Here is a 15,585-nt window from a genome sequence, read left to right as displayed (position 1 = left end):
GGTCCTGGCGCGGGTCGGTAGGTTCGCGCCGTGACGTCCGACGAGCAGGTCCGCGCCGCCCCCCGCTTCGAGTGCGACGCCGGGGTCGTCGTCGGGTGGCGCGACGCCGGGGTGGTCCGGGCGACCGGCCTGCGCTACGCCCGGGCCGAGCGGCACGCGGCGCCGGTCGCCGAGCCGCCGGTGCCGGTCGAGGACGGGCCGATCCTGGCGACGTCCTGGTCGCCGGCCTGCCCGCAGGTCGGGTCGCCGCTGCTGCAGCGGATGTTCCCGGCGGGCTTCGGCGACCTCGACCAGGACGAGCACTGCCAGGCGCTCTCGGTCACCGTGCCGGAGGACGCCGCCCCCGGCGACGACCTGCCGGTGATGGTCTTCCTCCACGGCGGCTCCTACGTCAGCGGCGCCGGCGACGTCCCGATGCACGACCCGGCGACGCTGGTGCGCGAGGAGCGCGTCGTGGTGGTGTCGGTGAACTACCGCCTCGGCCTGTTCGGCTTCCTCGGTCACGCCGACCGCCCGGCCAACCTCGGCCTGCTCGACCAGGTGGAGGCCCTGCGCTGGGTGCGGCGCAACGTCGGCGGCTTCGGCGGCGACCCGGGCAACGTCACGGCCTTCGGCGAGTCGGCCGGCGCGGACGCCGTCCTGCACCTGATGGTCGCCGAGGGCGCGCGCGGGCTGTTCCACCGCGCGATCGTGCAGAGCGCCCCGCTCGGGATCACCCGCGGGCGCGAGGCGATGTCGGAGGCGATGGCCGCCGAGGCCGGCACCATCCCCGCCGACGCGCCGGTGGAGGAGGTGCTGGGCCACTACGAGCGCGTCAACGACCGGGCCCGGTCGTTCGGGTTGTTGGGCGGGATGCCGTTCGGGGTCCAGTACGGGCGCTCCCCGGTGCCGGCCGAGGACGACGTCGAGGCGGCCTGGGCGGCGGCCGCGCCCGACGTCGACGTGCTCATCGGGACCAACAGCCGCGAGACCTCCTTCTTCGTCTCCGAGGTGCCGGCCGTCGCGCGGGTCGGCGGGCTCCCCGTCGCGGGCCGGGCGCTCGTCGAGCCCCTCGTGCGGCTCCTCACCTGGCGGATCTACACCCGCGACGCCGTGCGCTGGCTCCGGCGCCACCGTGCGGCGGGTGGCCGGGGCGGGCGCTACACGCTCTCCTGGGGGCCGCGCGGCAACCCGCTGGCCGGCGCCCACACCGTCGACCTCGCGCTGCTCTTCCCGAACCCCGAGGGCTGGGCCGGCTCACCGCTGCTCGACGGGGCCGGTTGGGACGACGTCGTGGCCGCCGGTCGGCCGGTACGACGGGTGTGGGCGGCGTTCGCGCGCACCGGCGAGCTCGCCGGCCCGGGCTGCGGACACCTCACGCTGCACTGAGCCGGTCAGGAGCGGCGGCGCCCCGAGGCCTTCTTGGCGGGTTGCCGCTCCGGCGGGGTGGCCTGCCCCGGCGCGGCCGGCGTCAGGCGGACACGGGTGACGTTGCCGCCGGCCTGCTCGACGTCGAGGTAGGTCTGCGCGCGGACCAGCGAGATGAGCTTCGGGAAGCCGTAGTTGCGCGGGTCGAAGGACGCGTGCCGCTTGGCCAGGTGGTTGCCGATCGAGCCGAGGTGGGCCCAGTCGTCCTCCTGCGCGGTGGCCTCGACGGCGGCCCGGAGGATCGTCTCGAGGTCGGGCAGCGGGGCGACGGACTCGTCGGGGTCGGCCGGCTCGTCGCCCGCCCCGGCGGAGCCGCCCGCGGTGAGCACCTCGAGGAAGATGAACTTGTCGCAGGCCGCGATCAGCGCCGACGGCGTCGTGCGGCGGCCCAGGCCGTAGACCTGCTTGCCGGACTCGCGCAGCCGGGTGGCCAGCCGGGTGAAGTCGCTGTCGCTGGAGACGATCGCGAAGGCGTCGAGGTTGCCGCCGTAGAGCAGGTCCATCGCGTCGATGATGAGCGCGGAGTCGGTGGAGTTCTTGCCGCGGGTATTGGCGAACTGCTGGATCGGGGCGATCGCGTGCTCGAGCAGCGCGCTCTTCCAGCCGGTGAGGTTGGACGTCGTCCAGTCGCCGTAGGCGCGCTTGATCGTCGGGACGCCGTAGGTCGCCAGCTCCTCCAGGATCGCGGCGGCGTGGGCGCCGGAGGTGTTGTCGGCGTCGATCAGGACGGCGAGACGGACGTCACTGGAAGCCACGGCGTCACTGTAGACCGCCGCGAGTAAGTTGAAGATGTGACTATCTCCTTCGCCCGGGTCTCCGGGACCAGCGAGGTCACGCTCGACGAGGAGGTGACTCCCGAGACCCTGCCGGCCGGCACGGTCGAGGTCGAGGTCACCTACTGCGGCGTCTGCGCGACCGACACCCACAACTACACCTCCGGCGGCGCGGTCCCGCCGGCCGTCTTCGGCCACGAGTGGACCGGCACCGTCCGGCGGGTCGCCGCCGACGTCGACACCGTCGCGCCCGGCACCCGGGTCGTCGCCTGCGTGGGACCGCCGTGCGGCACCTGCGCGATGTGCGTCGCGGGGCACGCCGAGCACTGCGACACCGCCTTCGCCGAGGCCAACGGCGTCTCGCCCGACGCGGGCGTCCACGGCGGGTTCGCGACCGGGCTCGTGGTCGCCGCGCGCCGCGTCATGCCGGTCCTCGACGGGTTGAGCGACGTCCAGGCCGCGCTCGTCGAGCCGACCGCGGTCACCTTCCACGCCGTCCGGCGCACCCGGCAGCCGCTCGGCGCCGTCGTCGTCGTGCAGGGCGCCGGGCCGATCGGCCTGCTCGCCGCGCAGCACGCGCGGCACGCCGGGGCGGGCAGGCTCGTCGTCATCGAGCCCAACGCCGAGCGCCGCCATGCCGCGACCGAGCTCGGGTTCACCGAGGTCTTCGAGCCCGGCGACGCCGTCCGCGAGCACCTCCTCGCGATCACCGGCGGGCTCGGCGCCGACGTGCTGTACGAGTGCACGGGGGCCGCCGCCCTCCTGCAGCCGTCGGCCGAGCTGGTCCGCCGCGGCGGCGTCCTGTCGCTGCTCGGCTTCCCGATGACCGACTCCCGGGTCAGCTACGGCGACTGGCAGGTGCGCGAGCTGACCGTCGTCGGGTCGCTGGCCTACCGCCACGAGGACTTCCTCGGCGCGATGCGCTCGATCGCCGACGGGTCGGTGCGGGTCGAGGGGCTGCACACCGGCACCGTCGGCCTCGCCGACCTGGCCGCGCTGATGGACGAGCTCGACTCCGGGCGCACCCGGCACGCCAAGGTGCTCGTCGACCCCCGCCTCTGAGCCTCTGACCCTCTGGCCCTGTGCCGGGGCGGTCCGGGGTCCGGGCCTCAGGACGCCTGCGACCCGGCGTACTCCCGCGCGGCCTCGACCAGCGCGGTCCGCAGCGCCCGCACCTGCGGCGAGACGGTGGCCGCGCTGCGCTGGCGCAGGACGAGCGTGACGACGGTCTGGTCGCCGGCGATCGGCCGGGTGGTGATCAGGCCCGCGCGCTCCAGCGGGTCCCCGACGACGCTGTAGTCGGGGAGCAGGGTGACGCCGAGGCCCTCGGCGACCAGCGTCTTGCCCATCTCCGCGCCGTCGGTGCTGTGCCACCCGGCCGGCACCGAGGCGCCGAAGATGCGGTGGGCGAAGCGGTGCATCAGGTAGCCCGCGCGCATCGCCACGAACCGCTCCTCGCGCAGCTCGTCGACGGTGACGTGGGAGCGCGCGGCGAGCGGGTGCGACGTCGGCAGGACGACGACCGGGCGACCGTGCACGAGGTCGGTGCCGACCAGGTCGACCGGCGGGTCGTCCCCGCCCAGGACGTTGACCAGCCCGAGGTCGAGCGAGCCCTCCAGCAGCCCCTGGTCGATGTCTGGCTGCTGGAGGGTGAGCAGCTCGAGGTTGGTCTCGGGGTGCTCGGCCTGCACCCGGGCGATCGCGGGGACGAGCAGCGTCGTCGTGGCGGCGTTCACGGTGCCCAGCCGCACCTGCCGCGAACGGGCGCTGCGGTCGCCGGCGGCGACCTTGAGGCGGTCGACGGCCTCGAGCACCTCGACCATGTGCTGCAGCAGCTCGCGCCCGTCGCGGCTGATCCGGGCACCGGAGCGGCGGCGGTCGAGGAGGGTCACCCCGAGCTCGCGCTCGAGCTTGCTGATCGCCTCGCTCAGGGCCGGCTGGGACAGGTGCAGCCGCTCGCTCGCGCGCCGCAGCGAGCCGTGCTGGGTCACCGCGGCGAGGTACTGGAGCTGCTCGATGCGCACGGGCGCTCCTGGGTGGTGTGCGGCGGGCCGGGTGGGGTCGGGTGGTAGGCGCCGCCTGCCACCCTGTCGCGATCTCCGTCGGTGCGGTGAGTGCGGCCGCCTTGCACGGCTCACCTAAACCGATAAAGTCACTGTACATAAACAGTCGCGAAGGAGTCGGCATGAGTGCCTTGAAGTTCCACTGGTTCCTGCCCACCAACGGTGGTGACGGCCGCCAGGTCGTCGGGGGTGGCCACGGCGTGGAGGTGGGGGCGGCGGGTCGTCCGGCGAGCGTGGCCTACCTCGGCCAGATCGCCCGGAGCGCGGAGCAGCTGGGGTTCGAGGCGGCGTTGACGCCGACGGGTGCGTGGTGTGAGGACGCGTGGTTGTCGACGGCGATGTTGAGCCAGGTCTCGGAGCGGCTGAAGTTCCTGGTGGCGTACCGGCCGGGGCTGACCGCGCCGTTCCTGTCGGCCCAGATGGCCGGCACGTTCCAGAACCTGAGCGGGGGCCGGTTGTTGCTGAACGTGGTGACTGGTGGGGAGAGCCACGAGCAGCGGATGTTCGGTGACTTCCTCGACAAGGACGGCCGCTACGCCCGGTGCGACGAGTTCCTGGAGATCGTCCGCCGCCTGTGGACCGGGGAGACCGTCGACTTCGAGGGCGAGCACTACCGCGTCGAGGACGCGGTGCTGGCGCAGCGGCCGGACCCGGTGCCCGAGATCTACTTCGGCGGGTCCTCCCCGGCGGCCGGCCGGGTGGCGGCGCGGCACGCCGACGTGTACCTGACCTGGGGTGAGCCGCCGGCGGCGGTGGCGGAGAAGGTGGAGTGGATCCGGGGTCTGGCGGCTGCGGAGGGCCGTGAGGTGCGCTTCGGCGTCCGGTTGCACACGATCGCCCGCGACACCAGCGAGGAGGCGTGGGCCGAGGCGGACCGGTTGCTGGCCGCGATCTCGCCGGAGGAGATCGCGCGGGTCCAGGCGGGTCTGCGGCGCAGCGAGTCGGAGGGACAGCGCCGGATGCTGGCGTTGAACGGGGGCAGCAAGGACGGCCTGGAGATCCACCCGCACCTGTGGGCCGGGGTCGGCCTGGTGCGGGGCGGTGCCGGGACCGCGATGGTCGGGAGCCACGCCGAGGTCGCCGACCTGGTCGAGGAGTACGCCGCGGTCGGGGTCAGCGAGTTCGTGCTCTCGGGCTACCCGCACCTGGAGGAGGCCTACCGCTTCGGCGAAGGGGTGCTGCCCGAGCTCACCGCCCGCGGCCGCTGGCAACCCCCGGCGTCCACCCCCCACCCCACCGCCGCCCCGTCCCGGGCGGCCAGGAAGGCCGCCTCGTGAGCACCACCCCGTCCGCCCGCACCCGCACCGCCGTCGTCGTCGGCAACCCCAAGCCGGCCTCGCGCACCCTGTCGGCCGCGACCTACGTCGCCCGGGAGCTCGGCGGGGCCGAGCCCGACCTCGTGGTCGACCTCGCGACCGTCGGACCCGGCCTGCTCGACTTCTCCGACCCGGCCGTGACCGCCCTGGCCGCGGAGGTCGCGGCCGCGGACCTCGTCGTCGTCGCGTGCCCGACGTACAAGGCCACCTACACCGGGCTGCTCAAGCTCTTCCTCGACCGGTTCGCGCCCTCGTACGGCACCGGGCTGCGGGGCATCGCGATCCCGCTGATGCTCGGGGGAGGGCCGGTCCACGCGCTGGCGCCGGAGCTGACGCTGCGTCCCGTGCTCACCGAGATCGGGGCTACGGTGCCGGTACGTGGGCACTACGTGCTCGACTCCGCCCACGACGACCCGGCCGCCTACGCCGACTGGCTGGCGGCGGCACGACCGGTCGTCTCCACCCTGCTCGCCGCCCGGACAGGAGCCCCCACACCATGAGCGCCCTGCAGATGCCGACCAACCAGGACCTCGACCCCGAGGCGCTGCGCGCGGCGTTCGGCGTCTTCCCCAGCGGCGTCGTGGCGGTCGCGGCGGAGGTCGACGGGGCGCCCGTGGGGCTGGCGGCGTCGTCGTTCACCTCGGTGAGCCTCGACCCGCCGCTGGTGCAGTTCTCGATCGCCAACACCTCGAGGACCTGGCCCGACCTGCGCCGCTCCGAGCGGCTCGGCGTCACCATCCTGGCCGAGGCGCACGGCGCCGTCTGCCGCCAGCTCGCCGGGCCGGTCGACCGGCGGTTCGCCGGGATCCCGACCACCACCACCCCGCTCGGCGCGGTCACCCTCGACGAGGGCCTGGCCCGGTTCCACTGCTCGATCTACCGCGAGGTGGAGGCCGGCGACCACACGATCGTGCTGCTGCTCCTGCACGCGGTGGAGGCCGACGACACCTCCCAGCCCCTGGTCTTCCACCGCAGCGCGTTCGGCAGCATCGCCATCTGAGACGATCGGTCCGTGCGGATCGTCGTCGTCGGAGCCGGGGTGGCCGGGCTGACCGCCGCGCACGACCTGGTCGCCGACGGGCACGACGTCGTCGTCCTCGAGGCGAGCGACCGGCCCGGCGGCAAGATCCGGCGGGAGAGCGTCGCCGGCGTCCCGGTCGACGTCGGCGCCGAGGCGATGGTCAACCGGCGTCCCGAGGGCGTCACCCTGGCCCGCGCGCTCGACCTCGAGATCGTCCACCCGAGCCTCGCGTCGTCGCGGATCTGGACCCGCGACGCGCTGCGCCCCCTGCCCCGCACCCTCCTCGGCGCCCCGCTCGACCTCGACGCGCTCGCGGCCTCCGGGATCCTCTCGGCCGGCGGGCTGGCCCGCGCGCGCCAGGAGGTCGGCGAGCTGGACGGCGACCCGTCCGGCGACGTCTCCGTCGGCGACCTCGTCGGCGGACGGTACGGCGAGGAGGTGGTCGACCGGCTGGTCGAGCCGATGCTCGGCGGGGTCTACGCCGGGCACGCGCGGCGGATCTCCGCCGCCGCGGCGGCCCCCGCCCTGCTCCGGCTGCGGCAGGGACCGCTCCCGGTCCCGCCGGACCCGGGCACCCCCGTCTTCGCCGGCCTGCGGGGCGGCATGTCCGGCCTCGTCGACCGGCTCGCCGCGGAGGTCGAGATCCGCACCGGCGTCACGGTCCGTGCGGTGGAGCGCTCCTCCGGCGGGTTCACGGTGGCCGGCGAGCACGCCGACGGGGTCGTGGTCGCCGTCCCTGCCGCCCCGGCGTCGCGGCTGCTCGGCGACCTCGCCCCGGCCGCCGCGGCCGAGCTGGCGGCGTTCGACTACGCCTCGGTCGTGGTGGTGACCCTGGCCCTCGACCCCGCCGCCGTCCCGGACGTCGTGCGGGAGGCCTCGGGCTTCCTCGTGCCGCCGGTCGACGGGCGCCGGATCAAGGCCTCGACGTTCTCCAGCTCCAAGTGGGGGCTCGACGCCGACGTCACCCTCCTGCGGACGTCGATCGGCCGGGTGGGGGAGGAGCGCATCCTCCAGCGCAGCGACGACGAGCTCGTCGCCGCCTCGCTCGTCGACCTGCGCGAGGCGACCGGCCTGGCGGCGCGCCCGCTGGCCACGCACGTGCAGCGGTGGGGCGGCGGGCTGCCGCAGTACGACGTCGGGCACCTGGCCCGGGTGGAGCGGGTCCGCGCCGACGTCGCCGGCGTGCCGGGGCTGGCCGTGTGCGGCGCGGCCTACGACGGCGTGGGCATCGCGGGGTGCATCGCGTCGGGCCACCGCGCGGCGCGGGACGTCCTGGCGGCCGACGCCCTGGGCTGACGCGGCACAATGGAGCCATGAGCGACAGCCAGACCAACGCCGCCCGCCTGCGCGAGATCAACGACTCGATCCGCTACACGATGTGGTCGGTCTTCCGGCTCGCCGACGTGATCGGCGACGGCGAGGACCGTGCGGACCGGGCGGCCGAGGCGGCCGAGGTCGAGAAGCTCTTCGCCGAGCTCGCCGAGCAGGACGTCGTCGTCCGCGGCGTCTACGACGTCAGCGGGCTGCGGGCCGACGCCGACGTGATGGTGTGGACCCACGCCAACCGCTCCGAGGACCTGCAGACGGCCTACCACCGGCTGCGCCGCACGGCGTTCGGGCGCCGGCTGGCGCCGGTGTGGTCGCAGATGGCGCTGCACCGCCCCGCCGAGTTCAACAAGAGCCACGTGCCGGCGTTCCTCGACGACGAGCGGGTGCGGGCCCACGTGTGCGTCTACCCGTTCGTGCGCTCCTACGAGTGGTACCTCCTGCCCGACGAGGAGCGCCGCGACATGCTCAAGGAGCACGGCATGCAGGCCCGGCCCTACCCCGACGTGCGGGCCAACACGGTCTCGTCGTTCGGCCTGGGCGACTACGAGTGGATGCTGGCCTTCGAGGCCGACGACCTGTTCCGGATCGTCGACCTGATGCGGGACCTGCGGGCCAGCCGGGCGCGACGCCACGTCCGCGAGGAGACCCCGTTCTACACCGGGTCGCTCACCTCGGTCCCGGACCTGCTCGACCGGCTGCCCTGACGTCGGGAACCAGGCGGCCGGGGCGCACGTCGTAGGGGCATGAGGACGACCGTCGCGATCGCTGCCCTGGTGCTGGTGCTCACCGCCTGCGGTGATGACGGTGGGCCGAGCACCGCCGTCGACCGAGCCGACCCTGGGGCAGCCGGCGGGGCGACGACGGCGCCGTCGCGGCCGACCGGGAGCCCGGCGTCCGACGGGCCGGTGCGCTCGCGCTCGCTGGCGACCGTCATGGACGTCGGCGGCGGGGCCAAGCTCTGCCTCGGTCCGGTCGCGGAGTCCTACCCACCGCAGTGCGGCGGGCCGAGGATCACGAACTGGGACTGGTCGACGCAGCGCGGCACCTTCGAGGCGCAGGGCGACGTCCGCTGGGGAACCTACGCCGTCACGGGCACGTGGGACGGGACCGCCTTCACCGTCACCGAGGCCGTGCCGGGCGCGCTGTACGACCCGGCGCCCGACGAGAAGTCCCCGCTCCCCGAGCCGTCGCGGGACTACAGCCAGGCGGAGGCGGAGACGCTGGCCACCGACCTGGGCTCCTGGCTGCCGGGCGTCCAGGGGGCCTACGCCGACGGTGAGGGACACGTGCTGGTCGACGTCGTCCACGACGACGGCACCCTGCAGGGGTACCTGGACCGGACCTACGGCGCCGACGTGGTGGTCGTGACGAGCGCGCTGGTCGACGCCTGAGCGGCGCCGCGGCGGGCTACGACGGCTCGACGGGCTCCAGCGTGAGGCTGATCGAGTTGATGCAGTAGCGGTCGCCGGTGGGCGTGCCGTAGCCGTCGGGGAAGACGTGGCCCAGGTGGGACCCGCAGCCCGCGCAGCGCACCTCGACGCGCTTCATGCCGTGCGAGACGTCCTCGATGTACTCGATCGTGTCGCTGATCGGCTGGTAGAAGCTCGGCCACCCGCACCCGGAGTGGAACTTGGTGTCGGACTCGAAGAGCTTGGCCTGGCAGGCCTTGCACCGGTAGATGCCGGTCGTCTCGGTGTCGGTGTACTCGCCGGTGAAGGCGCGCTCGGTGCCGGCCTTGCGCAGCACCTGGTACTCCTCCTCGGAGAGCTCTGCCCGCCACTCCTCATCAGTCTTCTGCACGTCGTAGGCCATGCCTCCAGCCTACGGGCCGGGGGTAACGGGCTCGGCGGTCTAGGGTTCGCGTCATGGCGAAGACCCCAGCCGCAGTCGTCGAGGCGGGCGGCCGCGCCGTGCGCGTCTCGAGCCCGGACCGTGTGATCTACAAGGCGACCGACCGCACCCCGGAGGTCACCAAGCTGATGGTGGCGCAGTACTTCGCCGGCGTCGAGGACGGCCTGATGCGCGCCCTGCGGGACCGTCCGACGGCCCTCGAGCGGTGGACGTCGGGGTTCCGTGAGGGCATGAGGCTGGCGACGGGTCCGCAGGACAAGGACGCCGACGCCTTCTACCAGAAGCGGGTCCCGAAGGGTGCTCCCGACTACCTGGAGACGGTCCAGATCACCTTCCCGAGCGGCCGGACCGCCGACGAGATCTGTCCGACCGAGATCGCGGTGCCGGTGTGGTGCGCGCACATGGGCGCCCTGACGTTCCACCCGTGGCCGGTCCGGCGGGGCGACGTCGACCGTCCCGACGAGCTGCGCATCGACCTCGACCCGCAGCCCGGGACGACGTTCGCCGACGCCGTCCGGGTGGCCGGCGTCGCCGACGAGCTGCTGCGCGAGCTCGGGCTGGTGGGGTTCCCGAAGACCAGCGGCAACCGCGGGGTGCACATCTACGTCCGCATCGAGCCGCGCTGGGAGTTCGTCGACGTCCGGCACGCCGCGATCGGCCTCGGCCGGGAGCTGGCCCGCCGCGACGACGGGGTCACGGTCGACTGGTGGAAGGAGGAGCGCGGCGAGCGCATCTTCGTCGACTACAACCAGAACAACCGGGACCGGACGATCGCCTCGGCGTACTCGCTGCGGCCGCAGCCCGGCGCGCCGGTGTCGACACCGTTGACCTGGGCCGAGCTGCGTGACCTGCGCGACCCGCGTGAGCACAACCTGTTCACCGTCCCCGACCGGCACGCCGACGGCGACCCGTGGGCCGCGATCGACGACACCGCCTACTCGCTGCAGCCGCTGCTCGACCTGTGGGAGGAGCAGGGCGCGGTGGAGCTCAACTACCCGCCGGACTACCCCAAGATGCCCGGCGAGCCGCCCCGCGTGCAGCCCAGCAAGAAGGTCGCCGGGCACTGGGACGAGGACGGGAACCGGGTCGACACCTGACCCGCCGCCCCTCGACGAGGCGGTGCCCGGAGCGTCAGGCGGCCTCGTCGTCGCCGGGCAGGAGCGGGGCGAACGACAGGTACCTGTGCCCGGTCGGTGTGGTGGTCTCCGTGGTGTGCACCGGCCCGGCGCGCGGCCGGGACGACCAGCCGAGGGCCTCCTTGGCGTGGTTGCACCGCTCGCAGAGGCCCTGCAGGTCGTGGGCCCGTGTCGTGCCGGTGTCGCGGTGGGGCTGGACGTGGTCGACGTGGCGGACCGGCGCGCCGCACCAGGGCGTGCGGCACCGCAGGTCGCGTGCGGTGATGAACGCGGCGAGACCGGCCGGCACCGTGCGGCGGCGGGAGTCCATGGCCATCAGCGACCGTCCGCCCGGCAGCACGTAGAGACGGCGCAGCCAGGCCGTCGTCGCGGACGCCGCCCGCCCGACCAGGTCGCGCGCCCACTCGGCGGGAACCACCCCGTAGCCCGGCAGGTGGGCGGGCTCGTCGTCACCGGCGAGGAGCGCGCGGTCGGTCATGATCAGCTGCAGCTCGACCGCTGGCGGCACGTCGGTCGAGCGGCCGGTGACGAGCTCGACCACGGTGTCGGCCATGACCTGTCCCCGCCCGCGTCCGTCACCGGCGGCGGCTGCGGCGTCGGCGTGCCGCTTGAGGGCGGCGTACATGGCCACGCCGTCGGCGACGGGCACGAGGGCGGTGACGTAGGACATCGTGTCGGGCGCGGGTCGGATGGTCACGCGGCGGTCGCGCTCGGCGAGGCGCTGGCGCTCGGCGACGCCGGCGGAGTCGAGACGGGCGGCGAGGTGGTGGGCGGAGGAGACCAGGTGCTTGGTGCCGAGCCGCTCGACGTCGTCGTCGCCCGCGATCTTCTCGTCGATCGTGCGCCGGTGCTCCTCGCTCAGGCACGCGGTCTCGCGGACCAGCAGCATCGCGCGCCACTCGTTGATCCGGCCCTCGGACAGCGCCGCCAGGGTCTGGGGCATCTCGGTGCACAGCACCCGGGCTGCGCCGAGCAGGCGGGCGGCGCGCTGGTGGCTCTCGCGCAGCGCGAGGGCGACCTGGAGCGCGACGCCCTCGCCGACCCGCTGCTCCGGGACGCCGGCGTGCCGCTGCTCCGCGCGCTGGGACTCCTCGAAGGCGTGGGCGAGGCGGTGCTGGGCGGCGTCCACGGCGCCCTTGAGCCGCTCGAGGCCGCGGAGCAGGTCGATCCGCGCGGCGTCCGGGATGTCGGTCGCGCTGTCGCCGGGCGCGTCGAGACCGGCCAGGGCGGCGGCCCAGGACGCGAGGTCGGCGACGGTCGGGTCGGACATGTCGGCGACGGTAGGACGGCTCGGGCGGCGCCGCGACCCTGGTCGGGCGTCCTGTGGACGACGCTCATGCGCGACGTCCTGTGGACGGCGCGTGGTCGAGTGGTGTGGGGCGCCTCACGCCGGGGAGGGCATTGACCAACTCAGTAGACAGGTGTTCACTCAGTGCGATGACGAGCACCACCAACCCGCCGGACCAGCGGCTCTCCTGGGAGAAGGTCCGCCGTGCCGCGGACAAGCTCACCACGCCGTTGCTGCCCGACGACTACCTGACGCTGCTCAACCCGCTGTGGAGCTCGCGCGAGCTGCGCGGGCGGGTAGAGAAGGTCGTGCCCGAGACCGAGGACGCCGCGACGCTCGTCATCCGGCCGGGCTGGGGGTGGCGCTACCAGCACCGTCCCGGGCAGTACGTCGGGATCGGGCTGCAGGTCCGGGGCAAGTGGCACTGGCGCTCGTACTCGATCAGCTCGCCGCCGCGCCGCGACGGCCGCCACCTCGCGATCACCGTGCGGGCGATGCCCGAGGGGTTCCTTTCCGAGCACCTGGTGCGCGGGCTGGAGCCGGGCGCGATCGTCCGGCTCGCGATGCCGCAGGGCGACTTCGTGCTGCCAGACCCCCCGCCGCAGAAGCTGCTGTTCCTCGTCGGCGGCAGCGGGATCACGCCCGTCATCTCGATGATCCGCACCCTGGACCGCCGCGGGACGATGCCGGACGTCGTCCTGCACTACTCCTCGCCGACCGAGGACCGGATGATCTTCCGCGACGAGCTCGCGGCCCTCCACGAGCGCCACGAGGCGCTGCGGTTCGTCCCCCAGCACACCGACGTCGACGGGATCCTCGACCCCGCCGACCTCGACACCGTCTGCCCGGACTGGCGCGAGCGCGAGACCTACGCCTGCGGCCCGGCCCCCATGCTCGACGCCGTCACCGCCCACTTCGAGGAGCAGGACCTCGCCGACCAGCTCCACCTCGAGCGGTTCTCGCTCGACCTCGGGGGAGAGGGCGGCGAGGGCGGCACGATCCGGTTCCAGAACTCGGGCAGGGAGATCGACGTCGACGGCGCCACCACCGTGCTCGAGGCCGGCGAGCAGGCCGGCGTCGGGATGCCCTACGGCTGCCGGATGGGCGTCTGCCACACCTGCACCCTCACCCTCGTCTCCGGCACGGTCCGCGACCTGCGCAACGGCGACGAGTACGGCCAGCCCAACGAGGCCGTCCAGACGTGCGTCACGGCCCCGGCCGGCGACTGCGTCTTCGACATCTGAGATCCCCCGCCCGACCGCACCCGCCCGACCCCACCACCCGACCGACACCGACAACCCGCCGGAGGAACCGTGGCCATCGCCGACGTCCAGCAGTACATGCACCTCACCGACGACGAGGTCGAGCAGCTCGGCCGCGAGCTCGACGCGATCCGCGCCGAGGTCGAGGAGTCCCGCGGCGACGACGACGCCGCCTACATCAACCGGATGATCCGGGTCCAGCGCGGTCTCGCCGCCGCCGGCCGGATCAGCCTCCTGCTCGGGTTGCACGCCCCGGCGACCCGCCGGGCCTCCTGGGTCGCGGGCACGTCGGCGCTCGCGCTGGCCAAGATCCTCGAGAACATGGAGATCGGCCACAACGTCATGCACGGCCAGTGGGACTGGATGAACGACCCCGAGATCCACTCCTCGACCTGGGAGTGGGACACCGCCCAGCCCGCCGAGCAGTGGAAGCACAGCCACAACTACATCCACCACCAGTTCACCAACGTGCTCGGCTACGACAACGACATCGGCTACGGCATCCTCCGGATGGCGCGCGAGCAGAAGTGGTCGCCGTTCAACCTCGGGCAGCCGGTCTACAACGCGCTGCTCGCCTCGCTGTTCCAGTGGGGCGTGGCGCTGCACGACCTCGACATCGAGCGGATCCGCAAGATGGAGAAGGACCCGAAGGAGATGAAGCGGCAGCTGCGCCAGATCGTGCGCAAGGGCCGCAACCAGATCCTCAAGGACTATGTCGTCTACCCGGCGCTCTCGGGCCCGCGGTGGCGGCAGACGCTCGCGGCCAACGCCACGGCCAACGTGACCCGCAACCTCTGGTCCTACGTGATCATCTTCTGCGGGCACTTCCCCGACGGCGCCCTGCACTTCACCGAGGACGAGATCGAGGACGAGACCCGCGCCGAGTGGTACCTGCGCCAGATCCTCGGCGCCGCCAACTTCAAGGGCGGCCCGCTGCTGCACATCCTGTCGGGCAACCTCGGCTTCCAGATCGAGCACCACCTCTTCCCCGACCTGCCCAGCAACCGGTACGCCGAGATCTCGGTGCGGGTGCGCGAGCTGTGCGACAAGTACGGCATCCCGTACACCACCGGCCCGCTGCACCGGCAGTACGGCCAGGCGCTGCGCACCATCGTCAAGCTGTCGGTGCCCAACGGCTGGACCCGGGAGGACCGCGCCTACGTCGCCGGCGACGACGCCCCGCCGGAGGCCGGTCTAGCCCGCGGCCGCCGCAGCGACGCCGAGCGGCCCTCGCGGATGCGCGAGCTCGGGCGCTGGTCGCGCACCCGCGCCGGGCGGGACGGGTCCTGAGGTGGACGCCGCCCCCCGCGACCTCGTCGACCTCCCGACCGACGCCGAGCTCGGCGTCCCCGTGCCGTTCATGTGCGGCACCGACCAGTGGGGCGGTCCCCGGGACGGCTCGGCGCCGACGATCCGCCGCCTGGACGGCCGCCGCGTCACCCAGTGCGCCCTCAGCCGGGTCTGCGGGGTCTGCGGCGCGCCGCTGGGCCGCCCCGTCGCGTTCGTGGGCACCGAGCGCGAGCGCGGCCGCAACGCGTTCCACGCCGCCCCGTCGCACGTGGGGTGTGCCGAGCACCTGCTCGGCTGGTTGGCCGGCGCGTCGGGCCCCCTCCTCGGCCAGGACGACGTCGACCCCGACGTCCGCGGGTGGGTGGTGGTGACGACGTCCGGCTTCGAGTTCGTCCGCCCGACGGCCGAGCAGGTCGACCGGCGACCGGTCTTCCAGCCCAACTCGCTGCTGACCTGAGCTGGACCGGTAGCCTCGCCCGCGTGAAGAAGGTCCTGGTCGTCACCGGTTCGGGTCGCAGCGGCACCAGCAGCGTCGCCGGCACCCTGAAGCGGCTCGGGTTCCACGTGCCGCAGCCGGAGGTCGAGGCCGACGAGCGCAACCCGCGCGGCTACTACGAGCCGCTGTGGATCGCCGACTTCCACAAGTTCTGGCTCAACGCCATCCCGGTCCGCACCATCGACAGCCGCCCCCAGGCCGGCGACATCGCGATGGCCGACCTCACGCCGGAGCGCGAGGAGACGCTGCGCGCCTGGCTCGCCGACGAGCTCGCCCAGCGCCCCGACGGCGACGTCGTCGTCATCAAGGAGACCCGCGCCTACTGGGTCTACCCGCTGTGGCAGCGGGTCGTC

Annotated in this window: 17 protein-coding genes; 12 read left to right on the top strand and 5 right to left on the bottom strand. The window is 73.9% G+C overall.

The window, feature by feature from the left end; all coding sequences use genetic code 11:
- Positions 1-30 precede the first annotated feature (30 nt).
- On the top strand, positions 31-1,368 hold the full coding sequence (locus tag FE634_RS15225) for a carboxylesterase family protein (protein ID WP_138876373.1): 1,338 nt from the start codon (positions 31-33) through the stop codon (positions 1,366-1,368).
- 5 nt (positions 1,369-1,373) lie between these two features.
- On the opposite strand, the gene FE634_RS15220 is transcribed toward FE634_RS15225, so the two are convergent.
- A complete protein-coding gene (locus FE634_RS15220; RefSeq protein WP_138876372.1) occupies positions 1,374-2,162 on the bottom strand; it encodes an NYN domain-containing protein in 789 nt (262 codons plus the stop codon).
- A 36-nt stretch (positions 2,163-2,198) separates the two neighbouring features.
- On the opposite strand from FE634_RS15220, the gene FE634_RS15215 reads away from it, so the two are divergent.
- On the top strand, positions 2,199-3,242 hold the full coding sequence (locus tag FE634_RS15215) for a zinc-dependent alcohol dehydrogenase (RefSeq protein ID WP_137295483.1): 1,044 nt from the start codon (positions 2,199-2,201) through the stop codon (positions 3,240-3,242).
- 47 nt (positions 3,243-3,289) lie between these two features.
- Here the strand turns inward: FE634_RS15215 and FE634_RS15210 are convergent, their stop codons facing one another.
- Positions 3,290-4,204, bottom strand: a complete 915-nt coding sequence (locus tag FE634_RS15210; RefSeq protein ID WP_138876371.1) for a LysR family transcriptional regulator — start codon at positions 4,202-4,204, stop codon at positions 3,290-3,292.
- A gap of 161 nt (positions 4,205-4,365) precedes the next feature.
- Between FE634_RS15210 and FE634_RS15205 the strand changes: the two genes are divergently transcribed.
- From FE634_RS15205 to FE634_RS15180, 6 genes are read left to right on the top strand one after another with little or no spacing between them, the layout of a single operon-like run.
- Positions 4,366-5,520 carry an LLM class flavin-dependent oxidoreductase gene (locus FE634_RS15205; protein WP_148240741.1) on the top strand — a complete coding sequence of 385 codons (1,155 nt, stop codon included), beginning with the start codon at positions 4,366-4,368 and terminating at the stop codon, positions 5,518-5,520.
- Positions 5,517-6,059, top strand: a complete 543-nt coding sequence (locus tag FE634_RS15200) for an NAD(P)H-dependent oxidoreductase (protein ID WP_138876370.1) — start codon at positions 5,517-5,519, stop codon at positions 6,057-6,059. Before FE634_RS15205 ends, FE634_RS15200 begins: the two co-directional genes overlap by 4 nt.
- Positions 6,056-6,559 (top strand): flavin reductase family protein, encoded by a 504-nt coding sequence (locus FE634_RS15195; protein ID WP_138876369.1) that lies wholly within the window; start codon positions 6,056-6,058, stop codon positions 6,557-6,559. The genes FE634_RS15200 and FE634_RS15195 overlap by 4 nt, the downstream gene beginning before the upstream one ends.
- Before the next feature lie 12 nt (positions 6,560-6,571).
- Positions 6,572-7,876: a protoporphyrinogen oxidase gene (gene hemG, locus FE634_RS15190; protein ID WP_138876368.1), complete on the top strand. Its 1,305-nt coding sequence runs from the start codon at positions 6,572-6,574 to the stop codon at positions 7,874-7,876.
- 17 nt (positions 7,877-7,893) lie between these two features.
- Positions 7,894-8,613 (top strand): hydrogen peroxide-dependent heme synthase, encoded by a 720-nt coding sequence (gene hemQ / locus FE634_RS15185; RefSeq protein WP_138876367.1) that lies wholly within the window; start codon positions 7,894-7,896, stop codon positions 8,611-8,613.
- Positions 8,614-8,652: 39 nt separating this feature from the next.
- Positions 8,653-9,300: a hypothetical protein gene (locus FE634_RS15180; protein WP_138876366.1), complete on the top strand. Its 648-nt coding sequence runs from the start codon at positions 8,653-8,655 to the stop codon at positions 9,298-9,300.
- 16 nt (positions 9,301-9,316) lie between these two features.
- On the opposite strand, the gene msrB is transcribed toward FE634_RS15180, so the two are convergent.
- Positions 9,317-9,721 (bottom strand): peptide-methionine (R)-S-oxide reductase MsrB, encoded by a 405-nt coding sequence (msrB, locus tag FE634_RS15175; protein ID WP_138876365.1) that lies wholly within the window; start codon positions 9,719-9,721, stop codon positions 9,317-9,319.
- A gap of 53 nt (positions 9,722-9,774) precedes the next feature.
- Here msrB and FE634_RS15170 point away from each other — a divergent pair, with 53 nt between their 5' ends.
- A complete protein-coding gene (locus tag FE634_RS15170) occupies positions 9,775-10,857 on the top strand; it encodes a DNA polymerase domain-containing protein (protein ID WP_138876364.1) in 1,083 nt (360 codons plus the stop codon).
- Positions 10,858-10,891: 34 nt separating this feature from the next.
- Here the strand turns inward: FE634_RS15170 and FE634_RS15165 are convergent, their stop codons facing one another.
- Positions 10,892-12,166, bottom strand: coding sequence for an HNH endonuclease (locus tag FE634_RS15165; protein WP_138876363.1), 1,275 nt, complete (start codon positions 12,164-12,166; stop codon positions 10,892-10,894).
- A 167-nt stretch (positions 12,167-12,333) separates the two neighbouring features.
- Here FE634_RS15165 and FE634_RS15160 point away from each other — a divergent pair, with 167 nt between their 5' ends.
- The 3 genes from FE634_RS15160 to FE634_RS15150 all read left to right on the top strand — a co-directional run bounded on the left by FE634_RS15160 (position 12,334) and on the right by FE634_RS15150 (position 15,193).
- Positions 12,334-13,428, top strand: a complete 1,095-nt coding sequence (locus tag FE634_RS15160; RefSeq protein ID WP_138876362.1) for a ferredoxin reductase — start codon at positions 12,334-12,336, stop codon at positions 13,426-13,428.
- A 69-nt stretch (positions 13,429-13,497) separates the two neighbouring features.
- Positions 13,498-14,736 (top strand): fatty acid desaturase family protein, encoded by a 1,239-nt coding sequence (locus FE634_RS15155; RefSeq protein WP_138876361.1) that lies wholly within the window; start codon positions 13,498-13,500, stop codon positions 14,734-14,736.
- A 1-nt stretch (position 14,737) separates the two neighbouring features.
- Entirely contained in the window at positions 14,738-15,193 is a 456-nt protein-coding gene (locus tag FE634_RS15150; RefSeq protein WP_138876360.1) for a hypothetical protein, read from the top strand.
- A 154-nt stretch (positions 15,194-15,347) separates the two neighbouring features.
- Here FE634_RS15150 and FE634_RS15145 read toward each other — a convergent pair whose 3' ends face one another.
- Positions 15,348-15,536, bottom strand: coding sequence for a hypothetical protein (locus FE634_RS15145; RefSeq protein WP_138876359.1), 189 nt, complete (start codon positions 15,534-15,536; stop codon positions 15,348-15,350).
- Positions 15,537-15,585: the final 49 nt, after the last annotated feature.

Source organism: Nocardioides sp. S-1144 (genome assembly GCF_005954645.2).
Lineage (GTDB): Bacteria > Actinomycetota > Actinomycetes > Propionibacteriales > Nocardioidaceae > Nocardioides > Nocardioides dongxiaopingii.
The sequence above is the reverse complement of the archived record's forward strand: the minus strand, read 5'-3'. Positions and strand labels throughout refer to the sequence as shown.

Bases quoted from the DNA above. Each gene is read 5' to 3' on its own strand.
- FE634_RS15205 (WP_148240741.1), top strand. From the start codon at position 4,366: ATGAGTGCCTTGAAGTTCCACTGGTTCCTGCCCACCAACGGTGGTGAC.
- FE634_RS15195 (WP_138876369.1), top strand. From the start codon at position 6,056: ATGAGCGCCCTGCAGATGCCGACCAACCAGGACCTCGACCCCGAGGCG.
- hemQ (WP_138876367.1), top strand. From the start codon at position 7,894: ATGAGCGACAGCCAGACCAACGCCGCCCGCCTGCGCGAGATCAACGAC.
- FE634_RS15180 (WP_138876366.1), top strand. From the start codon at position 8,653: ATGAGGACGACCGTCGCGATCGCTGCCCTGGTGCTGGTGCTCACCGCC.
- msrB (WP_138876365.1), bottom strand. From the start codon at position 9,721: ATGGCCTACGACGTGCAGAAGACTGATGAGGAGTGGCGGGCAGAGCTC.
- FE634_RS15170 (WP_138876364.1), top strand. From the start codon at position 9,775: ATGGCGAAGACCCCAGCCGCAGTCGTCGAGGCGGGCGGCCGCGCCGTG.
- FE634_RS15165 (WP_138876363.1), bottom strand. From the start codon at position 12,166: ATGTCCGACCCGACCGTCGCCGACCTCGCGTCCTGGGCCGCCGCCCTG.
- FE634_RS15160 (WP_138876362.1), top strand. From the start codon at position 12,334: ATGACGAGCACCACCAACCCGCCGGACCAGCGGCTCTCCTGGGAGAAG.
- FE634_RS15145 (WP_138876359.1), bottom strand. From the start codon at position 15,536: ATGACGACGACGTCGCCGTCGGGGCGCTGGGCGAGCTCGTCGGCGAGC.